Genomic DNA, 20,029 nt, shown 5'->3' on the forward strand with positions numbered 1-20,029 from the left:
TGTTGTTCACATCTATGGACGGATACCTTGTGTGTGCCCGGGTGTGCTCCATCTCCTCAAGGGATCCGTGCAGGAGCGTCACACAGACTGCACACAGTCCCGCGAACGACTCGTTAGCGTTGCCGGCCATCGGACCCCCGCGTAGGAAGACCGCAGATGGACTACTGCTCCACGTGTCGTCGGCATCTCAACGGCGCCCTGGTGTGCCCTGGATGCGGCGCCTACGCTCCCGACATCGCGCCGGTCACGGTCGACCGCGGCATCGCTCCCGCGCAGGTCGCGAGACCGACACGGATACCGCCGCCGGCGCCCACGCCCGCGACAACGGCCTTTCCGACGACCGCGTACGCGGACACGGCGCCGTCGGCCGCCCCGCCGGCCGCCCCGTCACCCGACTCCGCGAGCCCGCCGCCCGCGCAGTCGGCAGAGTCCACGCAGTCCGGGGAGTCCGGGGAGTCCGGGCCGCTCGCGCCGTCCGTTCCGTACGCGCCGCCGGGGCGGGCGGCCCGGCGACGGCAGCTGGCCCGCTGGAAGAAGAGCCAGCGCCGAGCCGTGGTCGCGACGGCCGTGGCCCTCGTCGGCGGCGGGCTGACCTTCGCCGCGCTGGACCGGCAGACCGGCGACCAGGCCCAGGCCGCCACGGTGCCGGAGACCCCGACCACGGCGGGCGGCGAGGAACCGACCCTGGAGCACACCCGCCCGACGGTGACCCGCTCCGACGCGCGCCGGACCCCGCCCTCCGCCGGCGCCCCGTCGCGGTCGTCGACGAACACCCACCCGGACTCGCTGGCCTCCTCCCCCGCCACGACGCCGTCGGTCCCGCGGCAGCGCACCGGAACCTCGTCCTACGGGGGAACGGTCACCGCACCCACCGGCACGACGGACGCCTTCGGCGCGACGGGCACGGGCGAGCAGCCGTCATCCGCTCCCGCCGCCGACGACGGCACGGATTCGTCGGCCTCGGGCTCGAACTCCGCCTCGGATTCGTCGAATTCGTCGTCGTCCTCTTCGTCGTCCTCGTCTTCGTCGTCGTCTTCTTCGTCCTCGTCGACGAGCACCGCGCCCGCGGGGACCTCGCCTTCGGACGTCTGCCTGCTGGGGCTGATCTGCCTCAGCTGAGAGCCGCGGGAGAGGGACGAGACCGGGGGAACTTATCGGGGCGGCCGATAGTTTCTACGTTGCTGTAGATCTTGTGCAGCCACTTACTCCGCCCCGACCTTCTGGAGTTCTCATGGCCCTGTGGGACCGCGTCAAGGAGTCCGCGTCGACGATGCAGACCCAGCTCGTGTCGAAGAAGAACGACCTCAAGAGCGGCGCCTTCCGCGACGCGAGCATGGCGATGTGCGCCCTGGTCGCGGCGGCGGACGGCACCATCGACCCCGCCGAGCGGCGCCGGGTGGCGCAGCTGATCGCGAGCAACGAGGTGCTGCAGAACTTCGACGCCACGGATCTCCAGCGGCGCTTCGACGACAACCTGAACAAGCTGACCGCCGACTTCGACTTCGGCAAGGTCAGCGTTCTCCAGGAGATCGCCAAGGCGAAGAAGAAGCCGGCCGAGGCGCGGGCCGTCATCCAGATCGGCATCGTCATCGGCGGCGCCGACGGCGACTTCGACAAGACCGAGCAGGCCGTCGTACGGGAGGCGTGCTTCACCCTCGACCTGCCGCCGCACGAGTTCGACCTGTGAGCGAGTGAAGGACTGACGCCGGTTCGAGCGGGCATTCGGATGTCATCGACAACCGAGGGGTGAAGACCGCTCATGGAAATCTCCGGCGTCATCAGCGCCATCGTCATCGGCATCGTGATCGGTGTCCTCGGCCGGCTCGTCGTCCCGGGCCGGCAGCGGATCGGCATTCTGTGGACGATCGTGGTCGGCATCATCGCCGCGTTCATCGGGACCGGGATCGCCTCCGGTCTCGGCGTCGCCGACACCGACGGGGTCGACTGGGTGGAGTGGCTCATCCAGATCGCTCTCGCCGCCGTCGGCGTCGCCGCGCTCAGCAAGGTGAAGCTGCGCAGCTGAAGCGGCTCGCCGGGGGGGGGGGGGGGGGGGGGGGGGGGGGGGGGGGGGGGGCCCCCCCCCCCCCACCGCCCGCTTCCGCCCGAGTCAGCCGGCGCCCGGCAGACGACCTTCCGGCAGACGACGCCCGGCAGCCGACGCTCCGTCAGCCGGCGCCCGGCAGAAGATGCCCCGCAGCCGAAGTCCCCTCAGCCGAAGTCCGTCAGGCCCGTCGCCATGCCGTTCTCGTCCCAGCGGACCTCCAGGACGCGGGTCACGGCGTCCCGGTCGATCGGCCCGAAGACATGCGGGAACAGGGTGCCTTCGGCGACCCCGGGCGGCGGAGCGGGCGCGGCCGCCTCCCACTCACAGGTCGCGGTGAGCCTCTCCTCGTCGAGCACGAGTGCCAGCAGCGGCCGGGGTCCGGTCCGGTAGAACGCGTTGACGACGGCGAGGGTGGTGTCCTCGTCGGGCGAGCAGTGCACGAACCCGTCCTGTGCGAGCGAGGCGGGCGCGTAGGGGCGCTCGGGGGCGGCGTTCCAGTCGTCGAGCGGCACGACGTGATACATCATGATGCCGTTATACAACGGGAGTTCACCGGACCTCGGGGAGCTCGACGATCTCGCCCTTCTCGTCGAGGGTGTGGGTGCTCCAGTAGGTGTCCCACTCGTCGCCGACCTTCTCGGGGACCTTGCCCTCGGGGTAGCGGGCCCAGCCCTGCGCCGGCTCCTCGCCGTCCGGCACACAGTCGCTGCCACCGCTGTTCACCGCCAGCACCGGGTACTCGCCGCCGCCGCAGCTCGCCTCCTCGATCCGGAGGGAGCAGCCGGTCAGCGTCGCGACGGCCACGACGGCCACGACGGCCGCCACGGCCACTCCGGCCAGAGCGCGGCCCACTCCCACTCGGCTCCCGGTCATACGCACGGTCGGCTCCTCTGCGCGGCTCGACGGCCGGCCGGCTCGACGGCCGCACCGGTTGTGCGATCAGCCTGCCGACCGGGGGAGTGTTCCTCTTGAGTACGGGTACTCATATGCCTGGGACGACGTCCTCGACACGTATGCGTCGTGCGCGACCGCTCCCCGGCCCCTCATCCGGACGTGTGCTACCGTGATAAAAGTGGCAGTTTCGGTTACCAGAGACTTTTGAGTGCTCTTCGACCTTCCGTCGACGGGCACTCTTTTTGTTTTTGGGGCTTTCCCGATCTGCCGCCCCCGGTTCCGCAAGGTGCGGAGTCCGGGCATTGCCCCATAGGGAGATTCAACATGGCATCTGGCACCGTGAAGTGGTTCAACTCGGAAAAGGGCTTCGGCTTCATCGAGCAGGATGGTGGCGGCGCTGACGTGTTCGCCCACTACTCGAACATCGCCTCGTCCGGCTTCCGTGAGCTTCAGGAAGGCCAGAAGGTTACCTTCGACGTCACTCAGGGCCAGAAGGGCCCGCAGGCGGAGAACATCGTTCCCGCCTGAACCGCCTGACGCCGCCTGACGCTGACGCTGACGCGGTCGGCTGCGCATCACGCGGACTAGTGGCCGGGGCCCGTACTCCTGAGTGCGGGCCCCGGCCCATGGCATTTTGCCCTTTCGAGGAAGGTATCGGATGAACCGCAACAGCTCCGTCCGCTCCCGTACGGACCGGCGTCAAGGCGCCCCGTCCCGTTCGGCCAAGCCCGGGCGGAGTGGACGCGGGAGTCGTCCCGCCGCGTCCGGCGGTGAATTCGCGCTGCCCGTCACCCTCACCCCGGGACTGCCGGCGGTCGAGTCGTTCGCCGAGCTCGACATGCCCGAGCGGCTGCTGACCGCCCTCGGCGCCGAGGGTGTGACCAGCCCGTTCCCGATCCAGGCCGCGACGCTGCCGAACTCGCTGGCCGGCCGGGACGTCCTGGGCCGTGGCCGCACGGGTTCCGGCAAGACCCTCGCCTTCGGCCTCGCGCTGCTGGCCCGTACGGCCGGACAGCGCGCCGAACCCCGGCAGCCGCTGGCCCTGGTCCTCGTCCCCACCCGGGAACTGGCCCAGCAGGTCAACGACGCCCTCACTCCTTACGCCCGCGCGCTGCGGCTGCGGATCGCCACGGTGGTCGGCGGTCTGTCGATCGGCCGCCAGGCGAGCGCCCTGCGCGGTGGCGCCGAGGTCGTCGTGGCCACGCCCGGCCGCCTCAAGGACCTCATCGACCGCGGCGACTGCCGGCTGGACCGGGTCGCCATCACCGTCCTCGACGAGGCGGACCAGATGGCCGACATGGGCTTCATGCCGCAGGTGACGCAGCTGCTGGACCAGGTGCTTCCCGACGGCCAGCGCATGCTGTTCTCGGCGACCCTGGACCGTAACGTCGACCGGCTGGTGCGGAACTACCTGCACGACCCCGTCGTCCACTCGGTCGACCCGTCGGCGGGCGCCGTCACCACGATGGAGCACCACCTGCTGCACGTGGAGGACGAGGACAAGCACGCCACGACGACGGAGATCGCCGCCCGCGACGGACGCGTGATCATGTTCCTGGACACCAAGCACGCGGCGGACCGGCTGACGAAGAAGCTGCTGGCGGTCGGGGTGCGCGCCGCGTCCCTGCACGGCGGCAAGTCGCAGAACCAGCGAACCCGGACGCTCGCCCAGTTCAAGGACGGCCACGTCACGGTGCTGGTGGCGACCAACGTCGCGGCCCGCGGCATCCACGTCGACAACCTCGACCTGGTCGTCAACGTCGACCCGCCGAGCGACCACAAGGACTACCTGCACCGCGGCGGCCGTACGGCACGCGCCGGTGAGTCCGGCACGGTCGTCACGCTGGTCCTGCCCCACCAGCGCCGGGAGATGACGCGTCTGATGGCGGACGCCGGCATCACCCCGCAGACCACCCGGGTCCGGTCCGGCGAGGCCGAGCTGAGCCGCATCACCGGTGCGCAGGCGCCGTCCGGCGTGCCCGTCGTCCTCACCCCGCCGCCCGCCGAGGAGCGTCCCGCGCGCTCGACGTCCGCCGCGCGCTCGCGCCGTGGCCGTCCCGCCGCCCAGGGCAGCGGCCGTCCCACCTCCCAGGGCGGACGACCCACTTCCTCCCAGGGCCGTCGCCGCTCCCCCGCCAAGGGCAACGGCAACACCGCGAACGGCCGCTGAGACCGGGCTGGGGGCCGGCGGCTCAGACGCCGGCGTCCTCCGCCAGCGTGTGCGCGACCAGCGCGTTGGCGTGGCCGTGCCCCAGCCCGTGCTCGGTCTTCAGCCAGGAGACGAGCTCCATGTGCCGGGTGAGCGGCGAGGTCCGGATCAGGGTCTTCCACTCGGCGATCGGACGTCCGTACTTCTTCTCGATCGACGGGAAGTAACTCGCGGGGCCCTTCACAGGTTCGGTCATGTCGGTATGACCGGCGTCGGCGGGAGAAGTGATCGACGCCGAGGATGTGATCCGCGTCACCGTCCTGGCCTCGGCTGACGCGTGGAGCGGCCCGCGGCTCACCCGGGCCGGAGGGGGGCGCCGCCGAAGCCGATCTCGTTGCCGTCCGGGTCGTGGTAGGTGACCTTGCGTACGCCGTTGAAGTAGGTCTCGCCCCGGGCCGGGGTCAGACCGCGGTCGGTGATGGCGGCGACCCGGGTGTCGAGGTCGTCGACGAAGAGGGTGTGCAGGGCGTGGCCCGCGCGGCCCGGACGGTTCTCGATGTACAGGTAGCGGTGTTCGGCGAGCTCCCACACGGCCTCCGTGTCGTTCGGGAGGAACGCCGGCGGGTCGCCGAGCAGCCGCTCGTACCAGGCCAGGGCCGCTGCGAAGTCGTTGACGGGGATGCCTGCGAAGAGGTCGACGGCCATGCCCTCATCGTAGGTCCGGCGGCGCGCGGCGACCCGGTGCCGCGCAGCCGCCTCAGTCGTCCAGGGCACTCCGCAACTCACCCCTGCGCCGGATCCCCAACTTCCGGTACGTGCTGGTCAGGTGGGTTTCCACGGTACGGCGCGCCACATGCAGGAGTTCCGCTATCTCGGTGTTGGTGCGGCCTTCCGCCGCGAGTTCCGCGATGCGGCGTTCGCTGCCGGTGAGGGCCCCGGAGCCGGTGTGGGCGGGCGTGGTGCGGCGGCCCCCGGCGGTACGGAGGGCCTGTTCGGCATAGGTCAGAAGGCGGACGCTGCCCAGCCGTTCGGCGCGTTCGGCGCCCTCCCGCAGATGGTCGCGGCCCCGCCCGCGTTCACCGGCGGCGTTCAACTGCCGGCCATGGGCGAGGAGCGAGGCCACGAGCTCCGCCTCGGCCGGGGAGTCCCGGAGCACGGCCACCGCCTCCGCGCCCAGTTCCAGGCCCCGGCGGCCCCGGGTCGCCCGGCCCAGGACACGCAACGCCCGTCCCGTCGTGCGCGGGGTGTTCCACACCCGGGCCAGTCGCAGTTCCTCCGTCGCCAGGGCCAGCGCCTCCTGGGGGTTGCCCAGCTCCAGCCTGCACTCCGCGGCCGCCGTCCGCCACGGCGTGACGACCGGACTGAGGACGGCACGGGCGGACTGACGGCGGCCGCACTCCAGGAAGTCGTGCAGGGCGCCCGCGACATCCCCCTCGGTGAACCGCAGCACCCCCCGCGCGTACAGGAAACGGTTCAGCTCCCAGGAGTCGGAGGTGTCGCGCAGGTCGAAGGCGTCGGCCAGCCGGCGGGCCTCCGGCGTACGGCCCGTCTCGACCAGCGCGAGCAGGGTGTGGGCGTCGGCGTTGACCGGGCCGCCGCCGGTGCGCCGGGCCCGGGCCGCCTCGGGCAGGGCGTCGAGCAGGGTGCCGTACGCGCCCCGCGCCGCCGCGATGTCCCACCTGGTGTCCCGCAGGGCCTGTTCCATCGGGTGCAGGAGGGACGGGTGCTGGCCGGCCAGGCCGCGTTCCACCAGGCGCTCCGCCTCGTCGAGCTCGTCGGCCCACTGGGCCACCGCCGCGGCCGTGCCCAGCAGGAACGGCTCGGCGAACGGATCGGCGGGTTTCGTCAGGAGGGTGCGCAGCCGTCGCATCGCCTCCTGCGCCGGGAGGTCGCCCGCGGTCGCCGCGTACCGCACGAGCAGGGCCTGACCGGAGGGGCCGACGAGTTCCGGGGAGCGTTCGGCGGTGTCGGTGAGCCAGCGGTAGGCCTCCCGGCGGACCGTCTGGTCCTGGTCCGAGAGCAGCGCGGACGCGGTCTGAAGGGCACGCGCCAGGTCGGGGTGGCCGGACAGCCGGCCCTCCAGCCGGCGCAGCACCTCCACCGCCGTACGGACCTCCCCCCGGCCCACGAGAGCGGTGCCCAGCGCGATGGCCGTACGGACCTGGTCACGGGGTTCGGCGGGCAGGTCGAGCGCCTCGGCCAGCCGTGGGATGCCCGCCGGGGTGTCCGCGGAGGCGTACTCCAGCGAGCCGAGTTCGGTGAGCAGCCGCTGGCGCAGGTCGTCGGGCAGCGGTTCCTGGAGGGCTCGGCGCAGGTAGCGGACGGCGTCGCCGGGGCGGGCCTGGCGCGCGGCCACGGTGGCGGCGTCGCGCAGCACGCGCAGCGCCCAAGGCAGACCGGTGGGCGCGCTGCCCAGCAACTGCCGTGCCACGGCGTCGAGATGGTCGCCCCGGCGCAGCATCGCCTGGGCGACCGCCCGGTGCGCGTCCTGACGGCGGGCGGTGGACCAGCCGCCGAGGACGGCGTCCCGCAGGAGCGGGTGCGCGTAGCGGGGGCGGCCCGCCCGGTCCGGGCGCAGCACGCCGAGCCGTGTCATCGCGGTGAACCACCCGGAGACCCGGGCCGGGTCGGCGCCGGAGGCGTCGGCGACGAGAGCGGCGAGGGTGTCGGTGGCGGCTTCGGAAGCGGCTTCGAAAACGGTTTCGGAAGCGGCCTCGGAAGCAGCTTCGGAAGCGGTTTCGGTCGTGGCGGCGGTTGCGGTGGCGGGCGGGGCTGCGTGGGTGGAGGCGGGAGCGGGATCGGGAGCGGGAACGGCGTTCCGGCCGGCGGCGCCCTTGGCCCGCTCGGCCTGCTCGCCCCGCCCGGCCGGTTCCGTACGCTGCGACCGCTGCGACCGCTCCGTTCGTTCTACTTGTTCTGCTTGTTCTGTTCGTCCCGTTCGTTCAGCCTGTTCCAGTGCCGCGAGGGTCCGGGCCACCTCCGCCGTCGCCGGGCCCGCGCTGTCCAGCCACCAGGCGACGGCCGCCGGGTAGGACCCCGGGTACAGCGCGGCGCACGTCCTCGGGACGGCCGTCGGCGGCGGGGCGCCGTCCAGGTCGTCGAGAAGGGCGCGCAGGAGCAGCGGACTGCCCGCGCCGGCCCGCACGCAGTCCGCCGTCCACCGGTCGGAGGCGGCCGGGAAGGCCGCCCGGACCAGGTCGGCCGAGGCGTTGTCGGTGAGCGGGGCGAGGGTGTGGGTACGGACCACGGACGGGGACAGGGCGTGAGTGAGACCGGCGGGCCGCGGGTCGATGTCGTACTGACTGCGCTCGGTGGCCACCAGGAGTACCGGTAATCGGTCGATGCGGCGGGCCGCCTCCACGAACCAGCGACGCGAGGCCTCGTCGGCGAGGTGGACGTCGTCCACGGCCACCATGAGCGGCGTCTCGTCCGCGTAGGAACGCAGCAGCCGCCACAGCCGCGCCGCGCTGCCCCGGTCGTCGTCGCCCGGCCCGACGTCCGCGAACTCCGGGACGGAGCCGAGGAGATGGAGCACCGAGGAGAACGGCAGCGCGATGTCGTCGGGCGAGCAGCGGGCGCGCAGCACCCGCATGCCCAGGTGGGTGGCGTGCGCGGCGGCGGCCTCCAGGACGGCGGACCGGCCGGTGCCCGTGGCCCCGCGCAGCAGGACGAGACGGCCGCCGCCGGCTCGGGCCCGTTCCGCCTCGGCCGTGAGCAGCGCGTGCGCGTCCTCGCGTTCCCGCAACGGTTCGGTCATCCCTGCCTCCTACTGTCGGGCACATCGGACTTGTCCATGTACACGTAGAGGTCGTGCGGTTCGGCACGGGTCCACGCGGCCGTTGTGGCGAGGCTCACGGTGGACTGGCGCGCCATCACTGAAAAGGCTCTGACCTGCGACGATGAAGGCGAACCGTGGTAGTGGAGGGCTTGCTCTCGTGGTCCGCCTCGTGGTGCTCCACGATTGCGCGTGCCCCGGAGGTCCCAGAAGTCTGGACCGGACCCACCCGTCACCGGTCCCCTCCGGACGGCGGGCCCGTGAACTTGGGGGAAACGGTTGCTCAGCTCACCACGGACACCAGAGACCGGCGTCGCGGGTATCACCGCGTCGGGCGCCGCCGTCGCAGGCGCCGCCATCGGCACCCGGAGGCGGATTCCCGTGGCCGTCCAGGCACCGGACCCGATCTCCCGCGAGGGCGCGGTCAGCCAGTTGCGCGGGCGCCCCGAGGTCGAGGTCCGCGACGAGGTCTCGGCCGCCGCCGGCACGGTGGCACTGCTGATCGAGGACACCCTCGACGAAGGTGCGCTGGGCCGGCTGCGGCGGATCGTGCGCAGCGAGGGCGCGCGGGCGGTGCTCGTCGTGGGCACGATCCGCGAGACGGAGCTCCTGGACGTCATCGAGTGCGGGGTCGGGGCCATCGTCTGGCGCCGCGAGGCCACCGCGCACCGGCTGGTGCAGGCGGTGCTGGCCGCCCACCGCGGTGACGGCGACCTGCCCGCCGACCTGCTCGGCCGGCTCATCAGCCAGGTGGGCACGCTGCACCGCGGTGCGGCGGGCCGGCCCGGCGCCCCCTCCCTGGGACTCGCGCCACGGGAGGTGGACGTCCTGCGGCTGGTCGCCGAGGGCCTGGACACCGGAGAGATCGCCAGCAAGCTGTCCTACTCCGAACGAACCGTCAAGAACGTCATGCACGGACTCACGACGCGGTTGCATCTGCGCAACCGGGCGCACGCGGTGGCATATGCCCTGCGGGAAGGCTACATCTGACCGAACGGGCAATCGAAGGCGGACACGCGGGCACGACGCCCTGCCCGGCCGCCGACCCTGTCGTGCCTGCGGATCCGGGGCGGTCCGGGGCACGATCGACTGACAGTGGGTGCGGCAAGGCAAGTTGAGGAGCACGACGGTGATCCACGAGGTGGACGAGGTCCTCAAAGAGCTGCTCTCGGGCGGCGCGCTCGCGGGCTCAGGCATCGACGTCTCCTTCGAGGCGCCGACCCGGGACTGGGCGGCCCGCCGCAACGCCCCTGTGATCAACACCTACTTGTACGACATCCGTGAGGACGTGACGCGTCGGCAGCGCGGCCAGATGGCGGTGCGGGATGAGCGGGACGTCATCGTGAAGCGCCGTCAACCGCCACGCTGGTTCCGGCTGTCGTACCTGGTGACCGCCTGGACGCGGACCCCGCAGGACGAACACCGGCTGTTGTCTGCCGTGTTGGCAACGCTGCTGCCGCGCGAGATGCTGCCGGCCGACGAGCTCCCCGGCTCCCTGCGCGCGTTGGGGCTCGCGATGCCGGTGACGGTGGCCGGCATCCAGACCGAGTCGCGTTCCCTCGCCGAGATCTGGTCCGCCCTGGGCGGTGAGCTGAAACCGTCGCTGGACCTGGTGGTCACGGCGCCCTTCCCGGCCTACCCCGAGTACGACGCCGGGCCGCCGGTCACGGAAGGCGCGGCGGTCCGCCTGCGCGGGATGGACGGCGACCCCCCGGAGTCCGCCGAACGCGCCCACCGCCCACACCAGGTGGCCGCGGCCCGCGCCGCCCGCGAGGCCGGCGCCCACCGCCCGGACAAGCAGTGACCAGCGCCTACACCGGCGCGTCCGCAGCCGACGTGGAGGAGGCCCCCGTCCCCGACACCGACGCGCCCCACACCGGCACGTTCGCGGCCGACGCCGCACCGGACGGCTTCGACGCCGCACCGGACGATGGTGGCCCTGTGACGCACGGCGGGCATGGCGGGCACGGTGAGCGGGGCGAGGCCCCGGCGCTGGTCGTTCGGCTCGGTGCTCTGCGGGATCGGGTCGGCGCTCTGGTGGACCGGCGGGCCGCCGTCGATCCGACGGCCGCCGATCCGCTGCGCGGCCTGTACCTCTCCGAGGAGGCGGTACGTCACCTGCTCGGCGGTGGTCCGGCCGTCGCCCCCGCCGCGCCACCGGATCCGGCCCCGGACCCGGCACCGGCCGACTCGCTCAGCGCCCTCGCGGCCCGGCTCCGGCTCACCGAGCTCGACGCCGCGATCCTCCTCATCGCCCTCGCGCCCGATCTGGACCGCGACTTCGAGCCGCTCTACGGCTACCTCAACGACGACGTGAGCAGGCGGCGGGCCACCGTGGGCCTCGCCCTCGAACTGTGCGGGGCACCCGCCCACCTGGCCGCGGCCCGCGCCCGATTCCACTCCTCGGCGCCACTGCGCGCGTACGGGCTGCTGGACGTCGAGGAGCCCGAACGGCCCTTCCTGTCCCGCTCGTTGCGCGTACCGGACCGGCTGCTCGCCCATCTGCTGGGCGACGACACCCCGGACGCCGCCCTGCACGGACACCTGCACCCGCTGCCGCCGCCGCTGCCCGCCGACGACGAGGACTTCGTCCGGCTGCTGGCGCGCCGGATGAGGGAGGGCGGCCCGCTCACCGCCTATCTGCGCGAACACCGCGAGGGCGACGGCCTCGCCGCGATCACCTCCGCCCTGCGCGCCGCCGGAGTCGACGCCCTGCGCTTCACCGGGCCCGAGGACCGCGTGCCCGGCCTGCTGCGCGAGGCACGCCTCGGCGGCCGGGCGGTCGTGCTGTCCGGGCTGCCGGACCAGCCGGGGCCGCTGATCGGCGCGCTGGCCGACGCGCCGGACGTCACCGTCCTGCTCACGGACCCGCGCCCCTACGACCCGCACTGGTCCACCCACGATCCGCTGGTCCTGGAGGCGCCGCGCCGCCGGGCCGGCGGGACGGCCGCCTGGGCGGCCGCGCTGGACTCCGCCGGCCCCCTCGAGACCGCCCCCGGCTTCGACCTCGCCGCCACCGTCGCGCCCTACCGCCTCGGCGGCGAACGGGTCGCCCGGGCCGCGCGGGCCGCCTCCGTCCTCGCCGCCTTCGAGGGCGGGCCGCTCACCGCCGACCATGTGCGGCTGGCCGCGCGACAGCAGTCGGCCTCCGGGCTGGAGCGGCACGCGCGGCGGATCCGGCCGGACGTCGGCTGGCAGGACCTCGTGCTGCCCGAGCGGCCGTTGACCCAACTGCACGAACTCGCCCTGCGCGCCCGGCACCGCGACCGGGTGCTCGGCGACTGGCGGCTCAGCGCGGGCGGCGGACGCGGCCGCGGGGTCCTCGGACTGTTCGCGGGCGATTCCGGCACCGGCAAGACGCTCTCCGCCGAGGTCGTCGCCGCCGAACTCGGCCTCGACCTCTATGTCGTCCAGCTCTCCTCGATCGTCGACAAGTACGTCGGCGAGACCGAGAAGAACCTGGAGCGCATCTTCTCCGAGGCCGACCGCACCGACGCCGTGCTGCTCTTCGACGAGGCCGACGCCGTCTTCGGGAAGCGGTCGGAGGTCAAGGACGCGCACGACAAGTACGCCAACATGGAGAGCGCCTACCTGCTCCAGCGGCTGGAATCCTTCGACGGCATCGCGCTGCTCACCACCAACCTGCGCGCCAACATCGACGAGGCGTTCACCCGGCGCCTGGACCTGGTGGTCGACTTCCCGTTCCCGGACGCCGGGCAACGGCTCGCGCTGTGGCGGCACGGGCTCTGTCACGTGCCGTGCGCCGACGACGTCGATCCCGGGCAGCTGGCCAAGGACTTCGAGCTGGCCGGCGGTTCGATCCGCAGCGCCGTCGTCACCGCCGCCTACCTCGCCGCCGGACGCGGCGAGCCGGTCGGCGACGGCGACCTGCTGGAGGGGGCCCGCCGCGAGTACCGCAAGGCGGGCCGCCTGGTGCCGGGCGAAGCCAACTGGTGAGCCCCGCGCGGGGCTCACCACCCGCCGGGTCTACGCCACCCGCCGGGTCTACTCCGCGCGCCACTTCTGGTTGGGCGTCCCCGAGCACGTCCACAGCTGGAGCTTGGTGCCGTTGCCGGTGCCGTTGTCCTTGGCGTCGATGCACTTGTCGGCCTGCGGGTTGACCAGGTCGCCGGCCTGGCTCAGCACCCACTGCTGGGCGGGGTTGCCGGAGCAGTTGGCCACCTGGATGACCGCGCCGTCGTCCTTCGACCCCCAGGCGACGTCCATGCACAGGCCGAGCGCGCGCACGGTGCCGTCGCTCTTGAACACCCACTTCTGATTGGCCGACCCGGCGCAGTCCCACAGCTGGAGCGGGGTGCCGTCCTTGCCCTTGCCGTTCTGGGCGCCGGTGATGTCGATGCACCGGTCCGAGGCCTGGCCGATGATCACGGCGCCGGGTACCGGGGCCGTCGTCTTCGTGCTGCCCGAACCACCGGTTCCGCTGCCGCTGCCACTGCCCGACCCCGAGGAACCGCCGGACGCGGAACCGCCGCTGCCGTCCTCCTCCTTGGCGGGAGTGGACGGCGGCTGCTGTTCGGGCAGCGGGGCGGCGGAGGCGTCGGCCTTCGGCGCGGACGGCGCGGAGACGGACGGGCTGGGCAGCGCGGTGCTGCCGGCCTCCGCGAGCTTCTCACTTGCGCTGGTGTTGACCTGCGGCTTGTACGCCAGCCAGATCATCACGAACGCGATCGCCAGGGCCACCGTCAGACTGAGCGCCGTCGCCAGCCAGCGCGGCAGGAACCCGCGCTGCACGAAGGTGCCGTCCACCGAGAGCGGCAGCGCTCCCGACCGCTGCACGCTCAGCGCGTACGGCCGCTGCTCCTTCGAGCCGAACCAGATGATCTGACGGGGGCGCAACGTCATGTCGACGAACACCGCCCGTCCCGGCTCGATCTGCACACTGCCCGGCCGGAACTCGTACCCGAGGTGGTCGCCCATGTCGGCGCCCGCGACGGACGCCGTCAGACGGGTGTTGCCGATGTTGTCGATCGCGAGGCGGGGCCGCCCCCGGAACCGTCCCTTCACGGTCGGCGGCACCAGCTCCGCCCGCACCTCCGTGAACGGCGTGATCGTCAGGTTCCCCTCGGGGACGGTCACCGCCTCCGGATGCTCGGTCGGCGTGATGCGCACCGCGAAGGGGTTGGGCCCGGCCGTCGCGTCCGAGGTGCGCGGCGGGGCGAAGGTCAGCTCGACCGTGCCCGTCGTGCCCGGGTACAACCGCAGGGTCTGCGGCTCCACCGTCGTCCAGGGCGCCACCGCGCCGACCGGTTCGAGGCGGTACTCGTCGACGACGTCACCGGTGTTGCGCACCCGCAGCCGTACGGTCGTCGTGCCGCCGGGGTCGACGGTCGCCGCGGCCGGTTCCAGAGAAGTCCACAGAGTCACCTGTCGACGCTATGACGCGGGGTGAGGGCCCGTCAGGAGGCCGCGGGGCACGACCGCTGCCCGAAAGGGACGAGCGGTCGTGCCCGCGCACCCGGTTTCGGGCCCTGCGCCACACGGTGAAACCCTGCGCCGGACGGTGAAGCCCTGCGTCAGACGGTGAAGCGGACGGCTTCCAGTTGGAGCTTCTGCTCCATGGGGCTGCCGCCGTAGATCCAGTCACCGGCCTTGGTGCAGCCGTTCCCCAGCCAGCCCCGGTCCTTGACGTGGGCGTTCTGGCAGACCGAGCCCTCGATGGTCTTGATCGTGAACCCCTCCATCGCCGCGACCGCCGGCTTGCTGGAGCCCATCCACATGTTGACGCCGTCGCCGGCCTTCGACCACTTGTCGCCGGTCAGCCAGCCCCCGACCACATGGGCGGCGTTGCCCGTGACACCGCCGGTCCGCGCCGTGGCGATGTTGAGGGCCTTGATGGGCAGGTTCTTGCCGGTCGTGCCGGCGATGGCGCCGTCGCAGACCGGGTCCTGCCAGCCCTTGTCCGCCACATAGGCGCGGTAGCAGATGTGCCGCCCGTCGCTGCGTGCCGCCAGCTTGTTCACGGCGTCGGCCGCCGTCTCCTGCTTGGGCTTCGCGGGCGCCTTCGACTCGCTCCCGCCGCTCCCGCCGCCGCTCCCGCTGTCGGCGGCCGGGGCCGCGCTGGTGGCCGGGGCCTCGGGTACGACGACTGCCGTCGGGGTGGGTACCAGGGCCGGGGCGCTGGGCGCGGCCGAGGGGCTGGGCGCCAGGGTGCTGACGCCGGCCTCCGCGAGCTTCTCGTTGGCGCTGGTGTTGACCTGCGGCTTGTACGCCAGCCAGATCATCACGAACGCGATCGCCAGGGCCACCGTCAGACTGAGCGCCGTCGCCAGCCAGCGCGGCAGGAACCCGCGCTGCACGAAGGTGCCCTCCACCTCCAGCGCCTGCGCGCCCGACCGGCGCACCGCCAGGCTGTAGCGCTGCTCCTCCTTCGAGCCGAACCAGATGACCTGGCGCGGGCGCAGCGTCGTGTTCACGAACACCGCCCGCCCCGGCTCGATCTGCACGTTGGCCGGCTGGAGCTCGTACGACAGCCGGTCACCGGTGTCGCTGCCGCTCAGCGAGGCGGTGAGCTTGGTGTTGCCGATGTTGTCGATCGCGAGGCGGGGCCGCCCCCGGAACCGTCCCTTCACGGTCGGCGGCACCAGCTCCGCCCGCACCTCCGTGAACGGCGTGATCGTCAGGTTCCCCTCGGGGACGGTCACCGCCTCCGGATGCTCGGTCGGCGTGATGCGCACCGCGAAGGGATTCGGGCCGGCCGTCGCGTCCGAGGTGCGCGGCGGGGCGAAGGTCAGCTCGACCGTGCCCGTCGTGCCCGGGTACAACCGCAGGGTCTGCGGCTCCACCGTCGTCCAGGGCGCCACCGCGCCGACCGGTTCGAGGCGGTACTCGTCGACGACGTCACCGGTGTTGCGCACCCGCAGCCGGACGGACGCCCGGCTGCCGGGGTCGACGGTGACGGAGGCGGGTTCGAGGGATGTCCACAGGCTCACGCGCCGACGCTACGGGGAGGGCGGCGGGCGGGGTCAGAGGCGAGGGGGCAGGGTGCGTGCCCTGCCGGGCCGCGACCGGCTGCCCGTGGGGACGGCACGGCCCGGCGCCGCCCCCGGATCCGCCCCGGCGTTCCCCTCGTGCTCCCGCCGTGCTCGCCCCGTGCTCCCGTCGGGGACCCCGTCGCACCGGCGGCGACCGGGGGGTGCGGACGGGGCCCGGAGGCCCCTACTGCCCCCGAGGGCAACAGCCGTGCCCCGGACCGTGCACCGGAAGCCGTTTCGACAAACGCGCTTCGCGCGTGACGGTGAAAGACGTCCTGACGCGTACCCCGAGGAGAGCACAGCATGCCGTCCTACCTGTCGCCCGGCGTATACGTCGAGGAGGTGGCCAGCGGCTCCCGCCCGATCGAAGGGGTGGGCACCTCGGTGGCGGCCTTCGTCGGGCTCGCCCCGACCGGCCCCCTCAACGAGCCGACCCTGGTGACCAACTGGACCCAGTACGTCGCTGCGTTCGGTGACTTCACCGACGGCTACTACCTGGCGCACTCCGTCTACGGGTTCTTCAACAACGGTGGCTCGGCGGCGTACGTCGTCCGTGTCGGCGGTTCCTCGGCGGGTGCCGCGGGAGACGCGAAGTCGCCCGCCGCGGTCGCCGGTTCCGGCCCCGCGCCGGCCGCCCTGCCGGCCGGTGAGCCGAAGCAGCTCGGCACGTTCACGGTGACGGCCGTGGCGCCGGGCGAGACCGGCGGCCCGCTGAGCGTGGAGGTCGCGGACGCGGAGGGCGAAGGCCCCGCCGAGCGCTTCAAGCTGATCGTCAAGGACGGCGACAAGGCCGTCGAGACGTTCGACGTGTCGGCGAAGAAGGGCAACCGCTCCTACGTCGTCACCCAGGTCAAGGAGCGCTCCAAGCTCATCACCGTGGCCGAGGCCGCGCCCGCCGCGCAGCTGGCCCGCCCGGACAACCAGACGGTCGCGCTGGCCGCGCCGCCCGCCGGCGCGCCGGCCGGTGCGGTCGAGGCCGCGCAGCCCGTCGGCCCCGCGCAGTACCTGGGCGACAGCTCCGACCGCACCGGCTTCGGTGGCCTGGAGGCCGTCGACGAGGTGTCCATGGTCGCGGTGCCCGACCTGATGGCCGCCTACCAGCGCGGCGCGATCGACCTGGAGTCGGTCAAGGCGGTCCAGCTGGGCCTGATCGCGCACTGCGAGCTGATGGGCGACCGCGTCGCCATCATCGACCCGCCGCCGAGCCTGAACGCCCGTCAGATTCGGGTGTGGCGCCAGGAGACGGCCGGATACGACTCCAAGTACGCGGCCCTGTACTACCCGTGGATCAAGTCCTTCGACCCGTCCGCGGGCAAGGCCCGGCTGATCCCGCCGAGCGGCCACGTGGCCGGCGTGTGGGCCCGCAACGACTCCGAGCGCGGCGTCCACAAGGCGCCCGCGAACGAGGTCGTGCGCGGCGCGGTGGACCTGGAGATCCAGATCACCCGCGGCGAGCAGGACCTGCTGAACCCGATCGGCGTGAACTGCATCCGGGCGTTCCCGGGCCGGGGCATCCGCATCTGGGGCGCCCGCACCCTCTCCTCCGACCCGGCCTGGCGCTACCTCAACGTCCGCCGGTACTTCAACTACCTGGAGGAGTCGATCCTGATCGGCACCCAGTGGGTGGTGTTCGAGCCGAACGACCACGCTCTGTGGGCCCGGATCCGGCGCAACGTCTCGGCGTTCCTCGTGAACGAGTGGCGCGGCGGCGCGCTGTTCGGCGCCCGCCCCGAGGAGGCGTTCTACGTCAAGTGTGACGAGGAGTCCAACCCTCCCGAGTCGGTCGACCTCGGCCGTGTGATCTGCGAGATCGGCATCGCGCCGGTCAAGCCCGCCGAGTTCGTGATCTTCCGCCTGGCCCAGTTCTCCAGCGGCAACGGCGAGTTGGAGGAGTAGGGCCGCAGCAGGCCGCTCCGACGTCGTACCGCCCGCTTCACCACACTTAGAAGGAAAGCCAGATGAGTCTCCAGCCGGGTGACGCCCTAACTTCACATAATTTCGGTCTCCAGATCGACGGCGTGATGGTCGAGTACCTCGCCGAGGTCAGCGGCCTCAGCCTCGAACAGGACGTCATCGAGTACCAGCAGGTCTCCGCGCAGGGCAAGCCCGTCACCAAGAAGCTGCCCGGCGTGAAGAAGGCGGGCACCTGCACCGTCGTCCGCGGTATGACCCAGTCCGCGGCGTTCAACCAGTGGATCACCGAGTCGATCAACGGCGTGATGGGCACCGCCCGCAAGAACGCCACGATCATGGTGATGGACTACCAGAACAACCCGGTCAAGCGGTACAACATGCGCAACGCCTGGTGCAGCAAGATCGACACCAGCTCCGTCAAGGCCGGCGAGGCCTCCGCGCTGACCGAGACCGTGACGATCACGTTCGAAGAACTGGTCATCGAGTAATGCGGCGCACGGCTGTCCGGGCGGCGGCGGCGGGCGGGGAGCCGCAGGAGGCGCTCCCGGTCACCGCCGTGCCCGAGTCCGAATCCCTGTCCGGCTCCGCGTCCGCGTTCTCCGCGCCGGGCGCGGCCGCCACCCCGGCCCCGGCGCCGTACCGGCTCCAGACGGAGTTCCCCTTCGAGCTGCCGCGCGGCTACGTCGACGACGCGGGCACGGTCCACCGCGACGGCGTGATGCGGCTGGCGACGGCGCGGGACGAACTGGTCCCGCTCCGCGACATCCGCGTCCAGGAGAACCCGGCGTACCTGTCGGTCGTGCTGCTGGGCCGGGTCATCACCCGGCTCGGCAGCCTCCCGCTGGTCCACGACGGCGTCGTGGAGAACATGTTCGCCTCCGACCTGGCGTTCCTCCAGGACTTCTACCGCCAGGTCAACGCCGAGGGCCACACCCGCGCCTCGGTGCAGTGCCCCCATTGCTCGGAGCCCTTCGAGGTGGAACTCGGCGGGAGCCGCCTGGGGGAATCGTGACGTACGCGACCGACCGGCTGCACGAGGAGATCGCGTACGTCGCCTACCACTTCCACTGGGGCCAGGACGAGATCCTCGACCTGGAACACCACGACCGGCGCCGCTACGCCGACCAGATCGCGTCCCTGGTGACCCGGGGCGGGGCGGAGGGCTGAGGCATGGGGTTCCTGGAACGTTTCCGAGGTGGCCGCGGCAGCGGACGCGGGGGCGGCCCGGGCACGTCGCCGGCCGCCGAGAGCGGTACGCCGACGCCCGGCGGCGGCGTCACCGCGGCAGCGAGCGTCACCGCGGCGGCGAGCGTCACCGCTCCGGCGAGCGACGCCGGTGCGGCGCCGCGCGTCGTCGCGGCCGCCTGGCCGACGCTTCCGCCCATCCAGCGGGCGGCGGCAGGCGGCACGTCGGGGGTCGCCGACGCCGGGTTCGGCGGCCGGCTGGCCACCTGGCAGAACCCCTCCTTCACCGGCACCGGCTTCCACGCGGTGCTGGACGCGGCGCCGGGCGGCCTGATGAGCAGCCTGCGGACGGCTCCACCGGTCGCCGAACCCGAGCGGGTGGCCGCGCCGCCCCGGCCGACGCCCCTTCAGCGCGCCGTTCCCGCCTCCCCGGCTCTCGCACCCCGTCCGGCCGCGGCCGGGCCGGGCTCGACGGCCGGCCCGGGTGCTTCGGGTGTCACGGGCGCCAGGGCCGCTACGGGCGCCACGGCTTCCGGTGCGGCGCCGCGCCCGTCCGGGTCGGCGGCTCCCGCGTATCCGACGGCTTCCGCGCTGCCTGCGGCTTCGGCTCCCCCGGCGGTGCCCGTGGTGCCGTCGCGGCCGACGGAGCCGTCCGCTCCCGCCGCCTTCCCCGCGCGGGGCATCCGGGTGTCCCCGGCGAGCCCGGCCCCCTCGACGGGACCGGCCCCGTTGACGAGGTCCATGTCCGCGCCGGTACAGCGGCGCAGCCTGCCCGCCCGACCGGCGTCCGCCGCACCGGCACCTGCTCCGGCCTCTGCCTCGACTCCCGCCCCCGCCTCGTCCGCCGCCGGCGGATCCGCTCAGGCGTCCGGCCGGGGTCCGGGCGCCGACGGCGCGGGCCCGGCGCCCGCCAAGGAACCCGCTCCAGGCCCCCGGCCGGCCGCTGTCCCGAGCTCACCGGCGGCGGCGAGCGACTCCGGTTCCGGGCAGGCCCGTACGGCTGCGCTCCCGCCCGTCGGACTCCAGCGGGCGGTGCCCCTCCACGAGGGCTCGGCGTCCGGCGGCGCCCCGGTGCG

21 protein-coding genes are annotated in these 20,029 nt (G+C 73.1%); 11 read left to right on the forward strand and 10 right to left on the reverse strand.

The features are described from left to right. Positions 1-221: 221 nt before the first annotated feature. Together ACIRPU_RS13730 and ACIRPU_RS13735 are read right to left on the reverse strand one after the other, a co-directional pair. The gene (locus ACIRPU_RS13730; protein ID WP_403866016.1) at positions 222-833 is read right to left on the reverse strand and encodes a hypothetical protein; all 612 of its coding nucleotides are present in this window, start codon (positions 831-833) and stop codon (positions 222-224) included. A gap of 12 nt (positions 834-845) precedes the next feature. Next, on the reverse strand, positions 846-1,058 hold the full coding sequence (locus ACIRPU_RS13735) for a hypothetical protein (RefSeq protein WP_403866019.1): 213 nt from the start codon (positions 1,056-1,058) through the stop codon (positions 846-848). A 173-nt stretch (positions 1,059-1,231) separates the two neighbouring features. Here ACIRPU_RS13735 and ACIRPU_RS13740 point away from each other — a divergent pair, with 173 nt between their 5' ends. After that, positions 1,232-1,687 (forward strand): TerB family tellurite resistance protein, encoded by a 456-nt coding sequence (locus ACIRPU_RS13740; protein ID WP_355702480.1) that lies wholly within the window; start codon positions 1,232-1,234, stop codon positions 1,685-1,687. Between the two features lie 72 nt (positions 1,688-1,759). Further along, positions 1,760-2,023: a GlsB/YeaQ/YmgE family stress response membrane protein gene (locus ACIRPU_RS13745; RefSeq protein WP_355702479.1), complete on the forward strand. Its 264-nt coding sequence runs from the start codon at positions 1,760-1,762 to the stop codon at positions 2,021-2,023. 185 nt (positions 2,024-2,208) lie between these two features. Here ACIRPU_RS13745 and ACIRPU_RS13750 read toward each other — a convergent pair whose 3' ends face one another. Both ACIRPU_RS13750 and ACIRPU_RS13755 read right to left on the reverse strand, forming a co-directional pair. Continuing rightward, a complete protein-coding gene (locus ACIRPU_RS13750; protein ID WP_403866023.1) occupies positions 2,209-2,571 on the reverse strand; it encodes a DUF952 domain-containing protein in 363 nt (120 codons plus the stop codon). A 22-nt stretch (positions 2,572-2,593) separates the two neighbouring features. Next, entirely contained in the window at positions 2,594-2,917 is a 324-nt protein-coding gene (locus ACIRPU_RS13755) for an SCO0607 family lipoprotein (RefSeq protein ID WP_403866026.1), read from the reverse strand. Positions 2,918-3,262: 345 nt separating this feature from the next. On the opposite strand from ACIRPU_RS13755, the gene ACIRPU_RS13760 reads away from it, so the two are divergent. After that, positions 3,263-3,466 (forward strand): cold-shock protein, encoded by a 204-nt coding sequence (locus tag ACIRPU_RS13760; RefSeq protein ID WP_403866029.1) that lies wholly within the window; start codon positions 3,263-3,265, stop codon positions 3,464-3,466. Between the two features lie 130 nt (positions 3,467-3,596). Beyond that, the gene (locus ACIRPU_RS13765; RefSeq protein ID WP_384115826.1) at positions 3,597-5,108 is read left to right on the forward strand and encodes a DEAD/DEAH box helicase; all 1,512 of its coding nucleotides are present in this window, start codon (positions 3,597-3,599) and stop codon (positions 5,106-5,108) included. Between the two features lie 22 nt (positions 5,109-5,130). On the opposite strand, the gene ACIRPU_RS13770 is transcribed toward ACIRPU_RS13765, so the two are convergent. The 3 genes from ACIRPU_RS13770 to ACIRPU_RS13780 all read right to left on the reverse strand — a co-directional run bounded on the left by ACIRPU_RS13770 (position 5,131) and on the right by ACIRPU_RS13780 (position 8,844). Beyond that, complete coding sequence (locus tag ACIRPU_RS13770) at positions 5,131-5,343, reverse strand: DUF4287 domain-containing protein (protein WP_403866032.1); 213 nt, start codon at positions 5,341-5,343, stop codon at positions 5,131-5,133. Between the two features lie 98 nt (positions 5,344-5,441). Next, positions 5,442-5,792, reverse strand: coding sequence for a VOC family protein (locus ACIRPU_RS13775; protein ID WP_403866035.1), 351 nt, complete (start codon positions 5,790-5,792; stop codon positions 5,442-5,444). Between the two features lie 52 nt (positions 5,793-5,844). Then, positions 5,845-8,844, reverse strand: a complete 3,000-nt coding sequence (locus tag ACIRPU_RS13780) for an AAA family ATPase (protein ID WP_403866038.1) — start codon at positions 8,842-8,844, stop codon at positions 5,845-5,847. Positions 8,845-9,141: 297 nt separating this feature from the next. Here ACIRPU_RS13780 and ACIRPU_RS13785 point away from each other — a divergent pair, with 297 nt between their 5' ends. The 3 genes from ACIRPU_RS13785 (at position 9,142) to ACIRPU_RS13795 (ending at position 12,819) form a co-directional block, all read left to right on the forward strand. Continuing rightward, positions 9,142-9,852 carry a LuxR C-terminal-related transcriptional regulator gene (locus tag ACIRPU_RS13785; RefSeq protein WP_403866041.1) on the forward strand — a complete coding sequence of 237 codons (711 nt, stop codon included), beginning with the start codon at positions 9,142-9,144 and terminating at the stop codon, positions 9,850-9,852. Between the two features lie 139 nt (positions 9,853-9,991). Then, positions 9,992-10,666, forward strand: a complete 675-nt coding sequence (locus ACIRPU_RS13790; RefSeq protein ID WP_355702472.1) for a DUF4255 domain-containing protein — start codon at positions 9,992-9,994, stop codon at positions 10,664-10,666. A 137-nt stretch (positions 10,667-10,803) separates the two neighbouring features. Continuing rightward, on the forward strand, positions 10,804-12,819 hold the full coding sequence (locus ACIRPU_RS13795; protein WP_403866261.1) for an ATP-binding protein: 2,016 nt from the start codon (positions 10,804-10,806) through the stop codon (positions 12,817-12,819). A gap of 48 nt (positions 12,820-12,867) precedes the next feature. On the opposite strand, the gene ACIRPU_RS13800 is transcribed toward ACIRPU_RS13795, so the two are convergent. Next, positions 12,868-14,247 (reverse strand): ricin-type beta-trefoil lectin domain protein, encoded by a 1,380-nt coding sequence (locus ACIRPU_RS13800; protein WP_403866044.1) that lies wholly within the window; start codon positions 14,245-14,247, stop codon positions 12,868-12,870. Between the two features lie 149 nt (positions 14,248-14,396). Further along, the gene (locus ACIRPU_RS13805) at positions 14,397-15,812 is read right to left on the reverse strand and encodes a hydrolase (protein WP_403866047.1); all 1,416 of its coding nucleotides are present in this window, start codon (positions 15,810-15,812) and stop codon (positions 14,397-14,399) included. A gap of 345 nt (positions 15,813-16,157) precedes the next feature. On the opposite strand from ACIRPU_RS13805, the gene ACIRPU_RS13810 reads away from it, so the two are divergent. The 4 genes from ACIRPU_RS13810 (at position 16,158) to ACIRPU_RS13825 (ending at position 18,935) form a co-directional block, all read left to right on the forward strand. Continuing rightward, entirely contained in the window at positions 16,158-17,750 is a 1,593-nt protein-coding gene (locus ACIRPU_RS13810; protein WP_384115848.1) for a phage tail sheath family protein, read from the forward strand. Positions 17,751-17,812: 62 nt separating this feature from the next. After that, on the forward strand, positions 17,813-18,256 hold the full coding sequence (locus tag ACIRPU_RS13815; protein WP_020132887.1) for a phage tail protein: 444 nt from the start codon (positions 17,813-17,815) through the stop codon (positions 18,254-18,256). After that, positions 18,256-18,780, forward strand: a complete 525-nt coding sequence (locus tag ACIRPU_RS13820; RefSeq protein WP_403866051.1) for a hypothetical protein — start codon at positions 18,256-18,258, stop codon at positions 18,778-18,780. The genes ACIRPU_RS13815 and ACIRPU_RS13820 overlap by 1 nt, the downstream gene beginning before the upstream one ends. Then, positions 18,777-18,935, forward strand: coding sequence for a DUF6760 family protein (locus ACIRPU_RS13825; protein ID WP_020132885.1), 159 nt, complete (start codon positions 18,777-18,779; stop codon positions 18,933-18,935). The genes ACIRPU_RS13820 and ACIRPU_RS13825 overlap by 4 nt, the downstream gene beginning before the upstream one ends. 425 nt (positions 18,936-19,360) lie before the next feature. Here the strand turns inward: ACIRPU_RS13825 and ACIRPU_RS13830 are convergent, their stop codons facing one another. Then, a complete protein-coding gene (locus ACIRPU_RS13830) occupies positions 19,361-19,696 on the reverse strand; it encodes a hypothetical protein (protein ID WP_403866054.1) in 336 nt (111 codons plus the stop codon). Positions 19,697-20,029 lie beyond the last annotated feature (333 nt).

Source organism: Streptomyces sp. NPDC102259, assembly GCF_044766465.1.
In the GTDB taxonomy this organism is placed as follows: Bacteria; Actinomycetota; Actinomycetes; order Streptomycetales; family Streptomycetaceae; genus Streptomyces.